Origin of the sequence: Aminobacter aminovorans, assembly GCF_900445235.1 — a bacterium.
Classification (GTDB): Bacteria; Pseudomonadota; Alphaproteobacteria; order Rhizobiales; family Rhizobiaceae; genus Aminobacter; species Aminobacter aminovorans.
The window spans coordinates 400,619-415,380 of sequence record NZ_UFSM01000001.1; the positions used below are offsets into that span (position 1 = coordinate 400,619).

General features: G+C 64.4%; 12 protein-coding genes. 4 read left to right on the forward strand and 8 right to left on the reverse strand.

Annotated elements, in window-relative coordinates; translation table 11 throughout:
* Nucleotides 1-123 precede the first annotated feature (123 nt).
* From DY201_RS01990 to DY201_RS02015, 6 genes are all read right to left on the reverse strand, one after another.
* Complete coding sequence (locus DY201_RS01990) at nt 124-1,122, reverse strand: ABC transporter ATP-binding protein (RefSeq protein ID WP_115729750.1); 999 nt, start codon at nt 1,120-1,122, stop codon at nt 124-126.
* A gap of 69 nt (nt 1,123-1,191) precedes the next feature.
* Entirely contained in the window at nt 1,192-2,256 is a 1,065-nt protein-coding gene (locus tag DY201_RS01995) for a Gfo/Idh/MocA family protein (protein WP_115729751.1), read from the reverse strand.
* On the reverse strand, nt 2,253-3,092 hold the full coding sequence (locus DY201_RS02000; protein WP_115729752.1) for a carbohydrate ABC transporter permease: 840 nt from the start codon (nt 3,090-3,092) through the stop codon (nt 2,253-2,255). The genes DY201_RS01995 and DY201_RS02000 overlap by 4 nt, the downstream gene beginning before the upstream one ends.
* Nucleotides 3,093-3,099: 7 nt before the next feature.
* Nucleotides 3,100-4,041, reverse strand: coding sequence for a carbohydrate ABC transporter permease (locus DY201_RS02005; RefSeq protein ID WP_115733534.1), 942 nt, complete (start codon nt 4,039-4,041; stop codon nt 3,100-3,102).
* Nucleotides 4,042-4,258: 217 nt separating this feature from the next.
* Nucleotides 4,259-5,518 (reverse strand): ABC transporter substrate-binding protein, encoded by a 1,260-nt coding sequence (locus tag DY201_RS02010; RefSeq protein ID WP_115729753.1) that lies wholly within the window; start codon nt 5,516-5,518, stop codon nt 4,259-4,261.
* Nucleotides 5,519-5,554: 36 nt separating this feature from the next.
* Complete coding sequence (locus DY201_RS02015) at nt 5,555-6,469, reverse strand: N-acetylmuramic acid 6-phosphate etherase (protein WP_115729754.1); 915 nt, start codon at nt 6,467-6,469, stop codon at nt 5,555-5,557.
* A 197-nt stretch (nt 6,470-6,666) separates the two neighbouring features.
* On the opposite strand from DY201_RS02015, the gene DY201_RS02020 reads away from it, so the two are divergent.
* Genes DY201_RS02020 through nagA form a run of 4 tightly spaced genes read left to right on the forward strand, consistent with a single transcriptional unit; the run spans nt 6,667 to nt 10,508 of the window.
* Nucleotides 6,667-7,548, forward strand: a complete 882-nt coding sequence (locus DY201_RS02020; RefSeq protein WP_115729755.1) for a glucosamine kinase nucleotide-binding domain-containing protein — start codon at nt 6,667-6,669, stop codon at nt 7,546-7,548.
* A complete protein-coding gene (locus DY201_RS02025) occupies nt 7,541-8,329 on the forward strand; it encodes a GntR family transcriptional regulator (RefSeq protein ID WP_115729756.1) in 789 nt (262 codons plus the stop codon). The genes DY201_RS02020 and DY201_RS02025 overlap by 8 nt, the downstream gene beginning before the upstream one ends.
* 14 nt (nt 8,330-8,343) lie before the next feature.
* Nucleotides 8,344-9,354 (forward strand): SIS domain-containing protein, encoded by a 1,011-nt coding sequence (locus tag DY201_RS02030; RefSeq protein ID WP_115729757.1) that lies wholly within the window; start codon nt 8,344-8,346, stop codon nt 9,352-9,354.
* The gene (gene nagA, locus DY201_RS02035; RefSeq protein WP_115729758.1) at nt 9,351-10,508 is read left to right on the forward strand and encodes an N-acetylglucosamine-6-phosphate deacetylase; all 1,158 of its coding nucleotides are present in this window, start codon (nt 9,351-9,353) and stop codon (nt 10,506-10,508) included. Before DY201_RS02030 ends, nagA begins: the two co-directional genes overlap by 4 nt.
* A gap of 75 nt (nt 10,509-10,583) precedes the next feature.
* Here nagA and rpe read toward each other — a convergent pair whose 3' ends face one another.
* Together rpe and DY201_RS02045 are read right to left on the reverse strand one after the other, a co-directional pair.
* Nucleotides 10,584-11,258 carry a ribulose-phosphate 3-epimerase gene (rpe, locus tag DY201_RS02040; RefSeq protein WP_115729759.1) on the reverse strand — a complete coding sequence of 225 codons (675 nt, stop codon included), beginning with the start codon at nt 11,256-11,258 and terminating at the stop codon, nt 10,584-10,586.
* A gap of 217 nt (nt 11,259-11,475) precedes the next feature.
* Complete coding sequence (locus DY201_RS02045; RefSeq protein ID WP_115729760.1) at nt 11,476-14,751, reverse strand: DUF7929 domain-containing protein; 3,276 nt, start codon at nt 14,749-14,751, stop codon at nt 11,476-11,478.
* Nucleotides 14,752-14,762: the final 11 nt, after the last annotated feature.

Genomic DNA, 14,762 nt, shown 5'->3' on the forward strand with positions numbered 1-14,762 from the left:
CCATTCCGTGGGGGCGAGTTTTGGAAGGACGATTGGCGTTTCCTCTCCCCCTGGGGGAGAGGTGACCGCGACGCGGGACGGAGAGGGGTTAGCCACCCCGTCCCGTGTCGCCGCATCAAATCGTCAGCCCAGAACCTTGCCGTCTTCGCCGAAGCGATAGGTGCGCGCCGCGTCTGGAGTGGCGTAGAGCGTAGCGCCTGGGCCGGTCTGGTATTCGCCGAACAGGCGGATGGTGATCAGGCCGGCCTTCTCGGTTTCGAGGAAGACGTTGGTGTCGGCGCCGAGATGCTCGGCATGGATAACCGTGCCCTTCCATGTGCCCTCGGCCTGGCTGACCGCGATGTGCTCGGGACGAACGCCGATGGTCTTGGCGGTTTCGCCAAGGCGGGCGCCGTCGACGAAGTTCATCTTGGGTGAGCCGATAAAGCCGGCGACGAACAGATTGGCCGGTTTGTTGTAGAGCTCCATCGGTGCGCCGACCTGCTCGATGCGGCCGGCGTTCAGCACGACGATCCGGTCGGCCAGCGTCATGGCCTCGACCTGGTCGTGGGTGACGTAGACCATCGTCGCCTTGAGGCGGTTGTGCAGCTGGGCGATCTCGAGGCGGGTGTTGACGCGAAGCGCGGCGTCGAGGTTCGACAGCGGCTCGTCGAACAGGAACAGCTTGGGTTCGCGCACCAAAGCGCGGCCGATGGCGACGCGCTGGCGCTGGCCTCCCGAAAGCTCGGCCGGGCGGCGCTTGAGGTAGGGTTCCAGCGAAAGCATCGACGACGACGCGGTGATGCGCTTGTCGATCTCGTCAGCCGGCGTTCCCGCCTGCTTGAGGCCGAGCGCCATGTTGTCGCGCACCGTCAAGTGCGGATAGAGCGCGTAGGTCTGGAACACCATGGCGATGCCGCGCTTGGACGGCGGGGCGTTGGTGACCCTGGCGCCGTCGATCAGCACATTGCCGGAGGACGCGTCTTCGAGGCCGGCGATAATGCGCAGCAGCGTCGACTTTCCGCAGCCGGACGGGCCGACGAAGACAACGAACTCACCGTCCTTGACGTCGAGGTCGATGCCTTTCAGCACCTCGACCGGGCCAAAGGACTTCTTGACGTTTTCGATCTTGAGAGATCCCACAGGCTATTCCTCTCGTTTTCCTGACGCATGAACCCGACCGAAAAGCGCTGAGCTTTTCGGGGGCATGGCTTAAAGCTTGACGGCGAGGCCGGTGCGGACGCTTTCGTCCGCCGCAAGGCACACGCGCAGTGATTTGACGGCGTCATCCATGTGACGGGTGAGGTCGATGTCCTCGCGGATGGCCTTCAGCACGAAGGCCTGCTCGCGATCGCACAGGCCCTGGTGGCCGGGCTCGTCCTTCATCGACAGGTCCTCGTCGGCGTGGACGAAGCTGCCGTCGGCGCCGAGCTCGGCGCGGTGGACGCGGATCATGCTGGTCTTGGTGTGGGAATCGACGTCGTCGGACTTGGTTGCCGCCTCATTGACGACGATCGACACGCTGCCCTTGGGCGAAATGACGTCCTTCACGAAGAAAGCCGTCTCCGACATCATCGGGCCCCAGCCGGCTTCGTACCAGCCGACGGAACCGTCGGCGAACAGCACTTGCAGGTGACCGTAATTGTACATGTCGGGCGCAATCTCGTCGGTCATGCGCAGGCCCATGCCGCGTACCTCGACCGGGTTGGCGTCGGTGATCTGGCACATGACGTCGAGATAATGCACGCCGCAGTCGACTATCGGCGAGGTCGTCTTCATCAGTTGCTTGTGGGTGTCCCACTTGTGCGCCGAGGACTGCTGGTTGAGGTTCATGCGGAACACGTAGGGACCACCGAGCGCACGGGCTTCGCCGATCAGGCGCATCCACGACGGGTGATGGCGCAGGATGTAACCGATCACCAGCTTGCGGCCATTGGCCTTGGCACAGGCGACGACGCGCTCGGCGTCGGCGACCGTGGTCGCCAGCGGCTTCTCCAGGAAGACGTGGCAGCCCATCTCCATCGCCATGACGGCATAGTCGGCATGGCTGTCGGAATAGGTGTTGATCGAGGCGACATCGGGCTTCAGCTCGCGCAACGCACCTTCGAAGGAGCGCTGGATGCCGTAGCCTTCCATGCCCTCGGGCAACGGCACGTCGGAGCGGTTGACCAGCGCCGCGATCTCGAAGCCCGGATTGTTGTGGTAGGCGAGCGCATGGCTGCGGCCCATGTTGCCGAGGCCGGCTACGACGACGCGAAGAGGCTTTTCTGTGCTCACTTGACTGCTCCGGAAGTGATGCCGCGGATCAGCTGCCGCGAGAAGAAGAAGTAGAGGATCAGCACCGGCAGGATGGCGAGCGAGAGCGCGGCCAAAACGGCGTTCCAGTTGGTGACGAACTGGCCGATGAACACCTGGGCACCGAGCGTCACGGTCTTGGTCGCTTCCGACGGCGCCAGGATCAGCGGGAACCACAGATCGTTCCAGATCGGGATCATGGTGAAGACGGCGACCGTTGCCATGGCCGGGCGGACCAGCGGCAGGACGAGGCGGAAGAAGATGCGGTATTCCGAGAGCCCGTCGATGCGGCCGGCATTCTTCAGATCGTCCGACACCTGCTTCATGAATTCGGACAGGATGAAGACGGCGAGCGGCAGGCCTTGCGCGGTGTAGACAAGGATCAGCGCGGTCAGCGTGTTGACGAGGCCCGACGCCACCATCAGCTGCAGGATCGCGACCGTACCGAGGCGGATCGGGATCATGATGCCAAGCGCCAGATAGAGGCCCATCATGGTGTTGCCCTTGAAGCGGTACTCCGACAGGGCGAAGGCGGCCATGGCGCCGAACAAAAGCACGAAGAACAGCGAGGCGACGGTAACGATCAGGCTGTTCTGGAAATAGAGGAAGAAGTCGCCCTGCGCCATCACGGTCGTGTAGCCGATCAGGTCGAAGGTCTCGGCGGTCGGCAGCGACAGCGGCGAACGGAAGATGGCGTTGCGCGACTTGAACGAGTTGACGACGATGACGAGCACTGGAAACAGCGCGATCGCGGTGTAGGTCAAAAGCACCGCATGGGCGCCGATGGTGCGTGGCAGGGAAGTGGCAGCCTTGCTCATGACGCCCTCAGAACTGGTAGCGGCGCAGCCGCGTCTGGATAAGGAACAGGTACAGGCACACGCCGGCGAGAATGATGAAGAACATCATCGAGGCGATGGTCGCACCCATGTTCTTGTCGCCGATCTGCAGCTGGAAGCCGAAGAAGGTGCGGTAGAGGAACGTGCCCAGGATGTCGGTGGCGTAGTTCGGGCCGGCGAGCGCGCCCTGTGCCGAGTAGATCAGGTCGAAGGCGTTGAAATTGCCGACGAAAGTGAGGATCGAGATGATGCCGATGGAGGGCAGGATCAGCGGCAGCTGGATTTTCCAGAACTGCGAGAAGCCGGTGACGCCGTCGCATTCGGCAGCCTCTATGACCTCGTCGGGGATCGACAGCATCGCGGCGTAGATCAGCATCATCGGGATACCGACGAACTGCCAGACCGAGATCAGGCTGAGCGTGGTCAGCGCATATTCTTCCTTGCCGAGCCAAGGCACGAAAAGGCTCTTCAGGCCGACGAGATCGAGCAGGTTGGGCGCGACGCCCCAGAGTGGGCTCAGGATCAGCTTCCAGGCAAAACCGACGATGACGAAGGACAGGATTGTCGGGATGAAGATCGCCGTGCGGTAGAAAGCCGAGAAGCGCAGCTTGGGGCTCGACAGCAGGGCGGCAAGGACCACGCCGATCGGGTTCTGCACCAGCATGTGGATGATGAAGAACCAGGTGTTGTTGCCGAGCGCGTTCCAGAACGAGGCCGCCCAGCGCGGATCACCGAAAAGAGTGCGGAAATTGTCGAAGCCTGCGAACACCTGCGCATTGTCGACGTTGCGGAACAGCGACAGCTGCAAGGTCCCGAACAGCGGCAGGATCATCACCGCGGTGTAGACCAGCAGCGCAGGAGCCAGGAATACGGCGATATGCCAGCGTGTCGGTCTTCTGTCTTGGCTATGCTCTAGGCTTTGCTGCGACATGTCAAAATCCCTGGGTCCGGCCGCGAGGGGGCCGTTGTTCATCATAGCGAGGATGGACCTCTGCGGGCTTCCCGCCAATGGCCTGGGAAGCAGTAGCGCATCTTTGTGCGCCATCCTTCAACCCCTCCAACCGATTCCGCGAGGTTCGAATTCGCCGAGGGGATGGAGAGCGCCGACTGTGCGGCGCCCTCCAAGCGAGCATCAAGCCCGCCGCAACTTACTTAGCCGGCTTGAACCAGCTGTCGAGGCCCTTCTGCAGTTCGGCAGCAGCAGCTTCCGGGGTCTCGGTGCCATTGATGACGTTGGCCGACTTGACCCAGGTTTCGTTCTCGAGGTTCGGCGTGCCGCGCGACAGGACCTGATAGGTCGAGCGGATCGTCGGCTTGCACTTCTCGCGCCAGGAGACGAATTCCTGGGCCAGCGGATCTTCCATCTTCACGGCAGCCGAGTTCAGGCTGAAGAAGCCCGGCAGGGCATTGGCATAGATGGTCGCGAATTCAGGCGAAGCCACCCAGGTCAGGAAGGTCTTGGCGGCATCGGCGTTTGCGCTCTTCGGGTTGAGGCCAATGCCGATGTCGTTGTGGTCGGAGATGTAGCAGGTGTCACCAGCCTTCTGGACCGGCGGCGGGAAGGCACCCATCTTGAACTGAGCCTGGGTGTTGAAGGTCGAAATCTCCCACGAGCCGGCCGGATAGATGGCGGCGCGGCCGAGGGTGAAGAGGTTCTGGCTGTCCGGATAGGTCTGGGCTTCGAAACCGTCACCGAGATAAGGCTTCCACTTGGCCAGCGTCGCATAAGGTGCAACCCAGTCGGCGTCGGTCAGCTTCTGTTCTCCCTTGATCAGCGCCAGACGGCCTTCTTCGCCTTTCCAGTAGTTCGGGCCGATGTTCTGGTAGCCCATGGTCGCGGCTTCCCAGAGATCCTTGGTGCCCATCGCCATCGGGATGAAGGTGCCGTCGGCCTTGATCTTCTCAAGCGCTGCGAAGAACTCTTCCTCGGTCGCCGGCACGGCGATGCCGAGCTTCTCGAAGGCATCCTTGTTGTAGATGAAGCCGTGGATGACGGAGGCCATCGGCACGCAGAAGGTGGCCTTGCCGTCGTCGGTCTGCCAGGCGGACTTGGCGACGTCGGAGAAGTTCTCCATGCCCTTCAGCGAGGTCAGGTCGGCGAGGTGACCCTTCTTGTAGAGTTCGAGCGAAGCGTCGAACGGACGGCAGGTGATCAGGTCACCAGCCGAACCGGCATCGAGCTTGGCGTTGAGGGCGGCATTGTACTCGGTCGGAGCCGACGGCGAGAAGGTGACCTTGATGCCCGGATTGGCCTTCTCGAAGGCCGGGATCAGCTTTTCCTGCCAGATGGCGAGATCGTCGTTGCGCCAGCTTTCGATCGTCAGCGTCTTGTCCTGGGCGAGCGCGATCCCGGCTGAGCCGAGAATGCTGGACGCCATCAGAAGTCCAGTAAGCAACCTGTTCGTCATTTCATTTCTCCCTGTTTTGTACTTTCTCTCGGGCCTCTACTGATGAGAGCCTCTGCTCCCCTCGAGCTTCGAAAGTGCGGACCTGAGCCGTTGGTCCGCCCCTTCAAGAAGTTGGTTTGCCGCTTCCAGGCTGGACGCGCCGGAAGCCAAAAGGATGGCGAGCTTGACCGAACCGCCGCTCTTTTCGAGCAGGGCTTCGGCAGTCGCGGTGTCGCAGCCTGAAATGGCCGAAACGATGCGCGCGGCACGCTCGTGCAGCTTGATGTTGTCGGCGTGCAGATTGACCATGTAACCGTCATGGACATGGCCGAGATGAATGGCGGCCAGCGTCGACATCATGTTGAGTGCGATCTTCTGGGCCGTGCCGGCACCCATGCGGGTCGAGCCGGCGACGACTTCCGGCGGCGTTGCCAGCAGCACCGAAACATCGGCGAGGTCGAACATCGGCGCGCCCGAGTTATTTGCAAAAGCGATGGTCGCGGCACCGCGGCGGCGCGCTTCTTCGAGCGCGCTCATTGCATAAGGCGTCGAGCCGCTGGCCGAGATGGCGACAAGGCAATCGCCCGCCTCAAGGCCGGTCGCGGCGACATCGCTGGCTGCCTGGCCGGCATCGTCCTCGGGACCGCCGGCGAGATTGACCAGCGCCTCGCGGCCGCCGGCAAGAAGGATGAACACACGCTCGCGCGGGATACCGAAGGTACCGGGAAGCTCCAGCGCATCGGCCAGCGCCATCAAGCCTGAACTACCAGCTGCGGCGTAAACGAGGCGGCCGCCGCCAGCGAGGCAGGCAGCAACCTTTTCGGCTGCCTGGGCAATGGCGGGGATGGCTGGGTGGACAGCACGCGCAGCTTCGATCTGCGCATCGGCAAGCAGGCGAAGAACGGAATCGGGTGCCTGGGCATCAATGCCCCCTGCATCCTTGTGCACCGCTTCTGTACGCCTTGGCGCCATTCTGTCTCTCCCTTCCATCGACAATACCAAAAAAATACCACTTGTCCAGCGCCGTTAACAAATTCCTTTGCTGCGGCGCAAGGAAATTCAAAAACTCAATAAAATTCAATCGGATGGGCATCCAGGTCCGTCATCCGAAATTTAACACTTGGCTATTGGTATTTTATTGGTATTATCAATCTGGAGGAGAAAACACCGTGGATCTTGTGCTCGGGATAGATGGTGGCGGCACTGGCTGCCGGGCCGCTCTGGCCAATGCAAGCGGCGATATCATCGGCCGCGGGCGTGGCGGGCCGGCCAATATCCGCACCGACCTTGCCGGTGCGTGCAACAATATCGTCGAGGCAGCCCGCCAAGCATTGGTGGATGCCGGCCAGGACCCGGCATCGATCGCCACGGTCGATGCCGTCCTCGGGCTCGCGGGCGCCAATGTCGGTGACTACAAGCAGCGGCTCGAAGACATGCTGCCGTTTCGAAACAGTTCCGTCGAAAACGACTCGCTGATCTCGCTGGAAGGCGCGCTCGGCGACCATGATGGCGCCATCGCAGCGCTCGGCACCGGAACCGTCTATCTCGGTCGCAGGGCCGGCCAGTTCCAGCCCCTCGGCGGCTGGGGCTTCCAGATCGGCGATCTCGGCAGCGGCGCGCGCATCGGCCGTGACCTGCTGCAGGAAACCCTGCTGGTCTACGACAGGATCCATGCCGGCTCGGCGCTGACCGACGTCATGCTGGAGCGTTTCAACAGCGACCCCAGCGACATCGTCGAGTTCACTACCAACGCCAAGCCAGGAGACTACGGCCAGTTCGCACCTATGGTGTTCGAGCACGCAGCGAAGGGCGACGCGGTCGGGCAGAAGCTCGTCGACCGCGCCGTCGCCGATGTCGAGGAAACGCTTGCCGTCTTCGATCTCACGCCGAACGAGCGGCTCTGCCTTCTCGGCGGGCTCGCTGGGCTCTATGCGCCGCTGCTGTCGAAACGCTACCGTGCGATCATGCACCCGCCACTGCAGGACGCGCTGGGCGGAGCGGTGCAGATGGCGTTGAAGAAATATGGCAAGGCGGGAGGCGGCCATGGATGACGCCGCTGAACGCATTTTCGCCGCCCTGCGCGACGTCAGCCAGTCTGGTGCCCCGCTCTACCTCCAGCTCAAGAAGAACATCGAGGAAGCGGTCAAGCGCGGCCTGATTGGGCCCGGCGACGCCCTGCCCTCGGAGCGCGATATTGCGGCCCAGGCCGACATTTCGCGCGTCACGGTGCGCAAGGCGGTGCAGGACCTGGTCAAGTCGGGCGTGCTGGTGCAGCGCCACGGCTCGGGCACCTTCGTTGCCCCACGCATGGAGCGCGTCGAGCAGTCGCTGTCGCGCCTGACCTCGTTCACCGAAGACATGGCGCGGCGCGGCATGGCAGCGCGTTCGCAATGGCTCGACCGCGGCATCTACACCGCCTCGCCCGACGAGATGATGGTACTCGGCCTCTCCGCCAGCGAGCTGGTGTCCCGGCTCAGTCGCCTGCGCATCGCCGACGAGACGCCGCTCGCCATCGAGCGCGCAACAATTTCGGCTTCCGTGCTGCCAGACCCTCACGAAGTGACATCTTCGCTCTATATGGCTCTTGGCAAGACCGGCCATCGCCCGGTCCGGGCCGTGCAACGCATCTCCGCCGTCAATCTCGGCGAAGCCGAGGCACAGCTCCTGGCCGTGCCCATGGGCTCGGCCTGCCTGCAGATCGAGCGCATTTCATACCTTGCCAGCGGCAAGGTGATCGAGTTCACAAAGTCGATCTATCGCGGCGACGCCTACGATTTCGTCGCGGAACTGAGATTGCCCGGCCCGGATGGGCAAGAAGGAGAAGGTACTTGAACGCGACTACCCATATGCGGCGCGAAATCGCCGAAATCCCCGAAGCTACAGCCCGCCTGCTGGAAGGCTCGGCCAAGGAACTGGCAGAGACCGGCCTGCACCTGAAGCGCGCGCAGCCCCGCTTTGTCACGACGGTCGCGCGCGGTTCCTCCGACCACGCCGCCTCCTTCCTCAAATATGCCATCGAGCTGAATGCCGGCCTGCCGGTGGCCTCCATTGGCCCGTCGATCTCGTCGATCTACGGCGCCAGGCTGAAGCTCGCCGATTCCGCCTGCCTCGCCATCTCGCAGTCGGGCAAGAGCCCCGACATCGTTGCCATGGCCGAAGGCGCGCGCGCCGGCGGCGCGCTGACGATCGCGCTGACCAATACTGCCGGCTCGCCGCTGGCCGAGGCTTCCGACCACGCCATCGACATTCGTGCCGGCGTCGAGAAGAGCGTCGCTGCCACCAAGACCTTCGTCAACTCAGCGGTCGCAGGTCTTGCCGTGCTCGCCCACTGGACCGGCGACGACAAGCTGCTGGCCGCACTCGACGCCCTGCCCGAGCACTTCGCCAAGGCTGTCGACTGCGACTGGATGGGCATTGCAGGCGAACTGACCGAAGGCAACTCGCTGTTCATCCTCGGCCGGGGCCCGTCCTTCGCCATCGCCAACGAGGCGGCCCTGAAGTTTAAGGAAACCTGCGCCATGCACGCCGAGTCCTACAGCGCGGCTGAAGTGATGCACGGCCCGCTGGCGCTGGTGCGCCCAGGCTTCCCGGTGCTGGCGCTGGCTGCCCGCGACGCCTCAGAGCCGTCGATTGCGGACGCCGCCGATGGCCTCGCCGACCGCGGTGCTGCGATCCACATCACATCGTCGCTGGCAAAGAAGGCCAAGGTGCTGGAGCATGTCGCGACCGGCCACCCGCTGACCGATCCGCTGATGCTGATCGCCTCGTTCTACGGCTTCGTCGAGGCCTTCGCCCGCCACCGCGGCCTCAACCCCGACGCCCCGCCCAACCTGCGGAAAGTGACCGAAACGATATGAGCGAACGTCTTGCCATTGCTGCCGGGCGCATCTTCGACGGTGATGCCTGGCACCAGGATGCCGCGCTGCTCGTCGCGGACGGGCTGGTCGAGGGCATCGTCGCGCGGGGTGACATTCCCGCTGGCGTGAAGGTGACGGAGGCAGGCGCCATGCTCGTCCCCGGCTTCATCGACCTGCAGGTCAATGGCGGCGGCGGGTTGATGCTCAACGACAAGCCGGACGTCGACACGCTCGAAGTCATCTGCAAGGCGCAGATGCCCTTCGGCACGACGGCCGTGCTGCCGACGCTGATCACCGACACACGTGAGATCACCCGATCGACCATCGCGGCCGGTATCGAAGCGGCCAGGCGCAAGATGCCGGGCTTCCTCGGCCTGCATCTCGAGGGGCCGCATCTGTCGCTTGCCCGCAAGGGCGCGCACGATCCCCAGCTGATCCGCCCGATGGACGCCGACGACGAGGCAGCTTTGATCGCCGCGCGTCCGTCGATGCCCGTGCTCCTCACCACCGTCGCGCCGGAATCGGTCAAGGCCGACCAGGTCAAGGCGCTGGCCGATGCCGGCATCGTCGTCAGCCTCGGCCACACCGACACCAGCTACCGCACGGCGAAGGAATATGCCGAGGCGGGTGCGTCGATGGCGACACATCTATTCAACGCCATGAGCCAGATCGGCAACCGCGAGCCCGGCCTTGCCGGTGCCGCCGTCGAGATATCACGCTTCTCGGCCGGCCTGATCGCCGACGGCATCCATGTCGACCCGGCAACGATGAAGATCGCACTCAAGGCCAAGAACGGCCCTGCCCGCATCTTCCTCGTCACCGACGCCATGGCGACCATCGGCACCGACCTCAAGTCGTTCGAGCTCAACGGCCGCACCATCAAGCGCGAGAACGGACGGCTGACGCTTGAGAACGGCACGCTGGCCGGCGCCGACCTCGACATGATCTCGGCAATCCGCTTCATGCACGAGACGATCGGCTACGAGCTCGGCGAGGCTATCCGCATGGCCTCGCTCTATCCGGCGGAAGCCGTCGGCCAGGAAAAGCGCCTCGGCCGCCTTGCCAAGGGCTATCAGGCGAATGCCGTGCAGCTGACCGAGGGGCTCGACGTGTCGGGCACCTGGATCGATGGCAAGAGGGTATTTGGCGCCTAGGCGCCTCGGCCGACAAAGCTCAGCAAAAAGCCCCCTCACCGTGACGGAGAGGGGCTTTGCCATTCAGCCCCTAGGTCAGATCGCCGCCTTGTCCGCCGCAGCCCGGATCGCCTCGATGTTCGCGGCATAGGCCGCAGGCCCGCCCTTGAACACAGCGTTGCCGGCGACGAGCACATTGGCGCCGGCGGCGGTGACCAGCGGCGCGGTTTCGGGCGTGACGCCGCCGTCGATCTCGATGTCGATCGGACGGTTGCCGATCATCGCCTTGACGCGCTTGACCTTGTCGATGACCGCCGGGATGAAAGCCTGGCCGCCGAAGCCCGGATTGACAGTCATCAAGAGCACCAAGTCGAGCCGGTCGAGCACGTATTCGATGACAGATTCCGGCGTCGACGGGTTGAGAGACACGCCGGCCTTCTTGCCGAGATTACGGATCGTCTGCAGCGAGCGGTCGAGATGCGGGCCGGCCTCGGCGTGAACCGTGATGATGTCGCAGCCGGCATCGGCGAAGGCTGCCAGATACGGATCGGTCGGCGCAATCATCAGATGGCAGTCGAACACCTTGTCGGTGCGGTTGCGGATCGCCTTGATGACCGGCGGGCCGAAGGTAATGTTGGGGACGAAATGGCCGTCCATGACATCGAGATGGATCCAGTCGGCGCCGGCGGCGACGATGGCCTCGACCTCCTCGCCGAGCTTGGAGAAGTCGGACGACAGCACCGAGGGCGCGATCAGGGTCTTGTTGCTCACGTTCAGGCCTTTCGAAAGGGGCAGAGCCGGTTTTCCGGACTGCCTAATATCAGCCGCGGCCCTTGTCGAGCCGAGAATCCCGTCACATCGCCGCCAGGAGCGATTCCAGGAGAAGTGTTCAGCGATTCTCCGCCCGGAATTGCGCAAAACCGCTCCAGCCTGAAGGAAGCAGAACCCCGCCGGCCAGGCCGGCGGGGTTCCATCACGTTCGCTCCGATCACTGCGGAATGATGTTGTTGTTGGGCCGCTGAGGCTGCTGCTGCCTCTGCGGGATCAGGCCGCGGAACACATCCGGGTTGATCGGCATGATCTCGAGCGTCGGACGCTGGCGCGGGCGGCAGTTCGGATACTGGCCGACCGTACCGCGCGGGCATTCACGCTCGATGGTCATGCACTGGCCGTTGACCAGCACCTCGCCACGGCGGCAGACGGTGTCCTGCCGGTCGGGCACGCAGCGGCCACGCACCAGCGACGTGCCTTCGGGGCACTGCGTCGTCGGTGCCTTGCGGCATGCGCCCCTGATCAGCTCCGTCCCACGCGGGCAGATGCAGCGCCCCTCCTTGGTCCGGATCTGGCCCGGCAGCAGCGTGCACTGACGCACCGGCGGCACATCCTTGACGCAGCGGCCGTTCCTCAGCTCGGTGCCACGTGGGCAGATGCAGCGTCCGTCCTGCGTCCGGATCTGACCCGGCAGCAGCGTGCACTGGCGGACCGGCGGCACGTCCTTGACGCAACGGCCGTTCTTCAGCTCGGTGCCACGCGGGCAGATGCAGCTTCCGTCCTGCGTCCGGATCTGGCCGGGCAGCAGGGTGCACTGCCGTTCCGGCGGCTGCTCCGGCCGCACGCACTTGCCGTTCTTGAGGTCCGTGCCACGCGGGCAGATGCAGCGCCCGTCTTCGGTGCGGATCTGTCCCGGCAACAGGCGGCATTGCGGCTTGACCGGCGGAACCGGCGTCACCGTCCCGCTATCCTGGACGCACTGGCCGTTACGGAACGTCGTCCCCTCGGGGCAGACGCAGCGACCCGCCTGGTTGAGCACGAAGCCTTCCGAGCACTGCTGCTTTTCCTCGTGGTCGATCAGGAAGCGGTGGCAGGCATAAGGGCTGCCGCCAAGACCGCCCGGAACCGCCGTTCCACCGGCCAGGTCGAGGCCGCGAACCGGCGTGTCGGGCGGAAGCACGGCAACGCAGTTCTGGGCGGGCGCCGGCCGGGGTAGATTGGCGAGGCGGCCATCGTCGGGGATCACCACCGTTACCCTGTGGACGCGGCTTTCGCCGGCGCCGAGGCTGATGTTGGCAACACAGGACAGCGGCAGCGTCGCCGGTTCCGGCGAGCAGCCGAAGGGCGGTTCGACCGACGCGATCGCAACACCATCCAGCCGTCCGAGACCGTCCACGCCGATCGCATCGCCGATGCGGACCGAACCATTGAAGGGAGCGGTGCCGCTGTTGGTGATGGTGATCTCGAACGTGCAGGGCCGGCCGGTTTCGCACTGCCGGTCGCCGGTCTTGGCAACCGTCAGGCGCGGCCGTCCCGGATGCGGGATGCGCATGGTGGCGCAGGCCCTGTTGTTGGTGAGCACCGTCTCGCCCAGGATCGCCCGGACCTCGCCGCAGTTGCGGATCATGTCGGACTGGTAATCCGCCGGCACGATGGCGACCACGGACAACGGCACCGACGCGCCCGGCACGAGTGCCACGCCCGGATGATCGCAGCGGAACTGGCCGGGACCGGCCGGACCGCACGTCCAGGGCGGGGTCGGACCGAAAGTCGAGGACGTCGGCGCTCCCGTGGGATAGTCGTCGATCACGGTCAGCGGTCCGACATAGTTTTCGGTGCCGTTGTTGTAGACACGGATCAGGAAGCTGCAGACGCCATCGGCACTGCAGGAAACCGAACGTGGGTCCTTGGTGATGCGCAGATCGACTTTCTTCTCCACAGGCGGACGGCAATCGGGATCGCCGCGCTTGCAGATCGGAATGGTGGCGCAGGCCTTGTCGTTGTCGGTACGGCCGAACACGTCGGGCTTTCCGCTCGCCGTGTAGTCGTATTCGGCACAGTTGCGGATGAAGCGTGCCTCCCAGCCGGGTCCGGGCTTGAAGCCGATCTTGAGATCGACAGACTCGCCTGGATCAAGCGTGGTCGCCGGATGCTCGCAACTCATCGGGCTGGTCGCCGGCAGACAGGTCCAGGGCGCGTTCGGCCCGGAATCTATCGTCGCGTTGCCTGGCAAGGTCACCTCGTCGAGCACGATCTTGCCATTGTAGGGACCATCGCCGACATTGGTGACGCGGATGGTGAAGTCGCAGCCGCCAAGATAGGTGCAGCGGGCGACCTCGGCACGTTTCTCGACCTTGATGTCGGGCCGCTTTTCGGGTGGGCACCTGAGGTCTGGCGGAATGACGATGTCGACAGTCTGGGTGCAGCACAGGCCGACACCCTCTTCCGGACCGGCATAGGTTTCGATGCCGGTGACGATCAGATTGACGACATCACCGGGGCTTGCGCCCTCGATCTCCCAGTGCAGCACGCCGCCGCCGGGCGGAGCGAGTTGCAGGGGCGGATCGATGGTGATGCCGGGCGTGGTGGTACGAAGCTGCACCCAGCGGCCGGCCATCTCGGGTCCGACAGGCATGTTGTAGATGTAGGCGCCGCCGCCGGGCACGCAGTCGACATCACCACGTTCGACTTTGAAGCACGGCCCGTCGCCACCCGGAGGCGGGGGCGGAGGCGGCTCGCAATCGGTGACGTCGATGCGGATAGAGGTCTTTTCGCCGGTGCGGAAATCACCATCGTCGGGCTTGGACGGATCGTGCGAGGGGATCTCGATCGAGCCTGGGCCTGCCGACAGCTTCACGACACCCTGGTTGTCGACGATCGCCGGGGCCGGGAAGGCGGCGTGGTCGATCAGGGCAGTGATGCGAATGTCGATGTAACGTTCGTTGGGTGCACCGACTCCGTCAAGATCGGTCGCCGACAGCCGGAAGTCGGAAATGCCAGCGGTGTCGTTGGGATTCGCCGTGGCACCGATGGTGGCCGCCGGCAGCGGACCGCCGATGGCATCGGTGCCATCGCCTGATGCCTGGACGTTGACGATCGTCAGGCCTGCGGCGACCTGGTCGCGGAAATCCATGCGCAACGTCTTGAGGCCGTTGGCGAAGGCCGGATCGAAGAACTTTTCCGGATTGCCGCGAGCGCCGAAACGCAGGTTGTAGACGACATAGTCGCAATTGCGCTGGACACCCTTCTTGGTGAAGAACGGTACGACGTCGTCGTGGCCGGGATGCGGTATGACGCGGTCGAGCCTCAGTTCAGGCACGACCTCGGGCAGCGGTTGGGCTGCTGCCGGCGACAAGGGCATGGCGGCGAGCGCGATACCTGCCGCCACCAGCCAGCGCGCGCCGCGCCTGGCGAATGACAGGGGTTTCATGATCGTCTCCATGACGGTTGGGTTGCTCTGCGTGGCGAGCGGGACGGGGGTGCGAATGTTCATCTCTCCCTCCC

Excerpts from the sequence above, each read along its gene's own strand:
- DY201_RS02000 (WP_115729752.1), bottom strand. The coding sequence starts at position 3,092 with ATGAGCAAGGCTGCCACTTCCCTGCCACGCACCATCGGCGCCCATGCG.
- DY201_RS02005 (WP_115733534.1), bottom strand. The coding sequence starts at position 4,041 with ATGTCGCAGCAAAGCCTAGAGCATAGCCAAGACAGAAGACCGACACGC.
- DY201_RS02010 (WP_115729753.1), bottom strand. The coding sequence starts at position 5,518 with ATGACGAACAGGTTGCTTACTGGACTTCTGATGGCGTCCAGCATTCTC.
- DY201_RS02015 (WP_115729754.1), bottom strand. The coding sequence starts at position 6,469 with ATGGCGCCAAGGCGTACAGAAGCGGTGCACAAGGATGCAGGGGGCATT.
- DY201_RS02025 (WP_115729756.1), top strand. The coding sequence starts at position 7,541 with ATGGATGACGCCGCTGAACGCATTTTCGCCGCCCTGCGCGACGTCAGC.
- DY201_RS02030 (WP_115729757.1), top strand. The coding sequence starts at position 8,344 with ATGCGGCGCGAAATCGCCGAAATCCCCGAAGCTACAGCCCGCCTGCTG.
- nagA (WP_115729758.1), top strand. The coding sequence starts at position 9,351 with ATGAGCGAACGTCTTGCCATTGCTGCCGGGCGCATCTTCGACGGTGAT.
- DY201_RS02045 (WP_115729760.1), bottom strand. The coding sequence starts at position 14,751 with ATGAACATTCGCACCCCCGTCCCGCTCGCCACGCAGAGCAACCCAACC.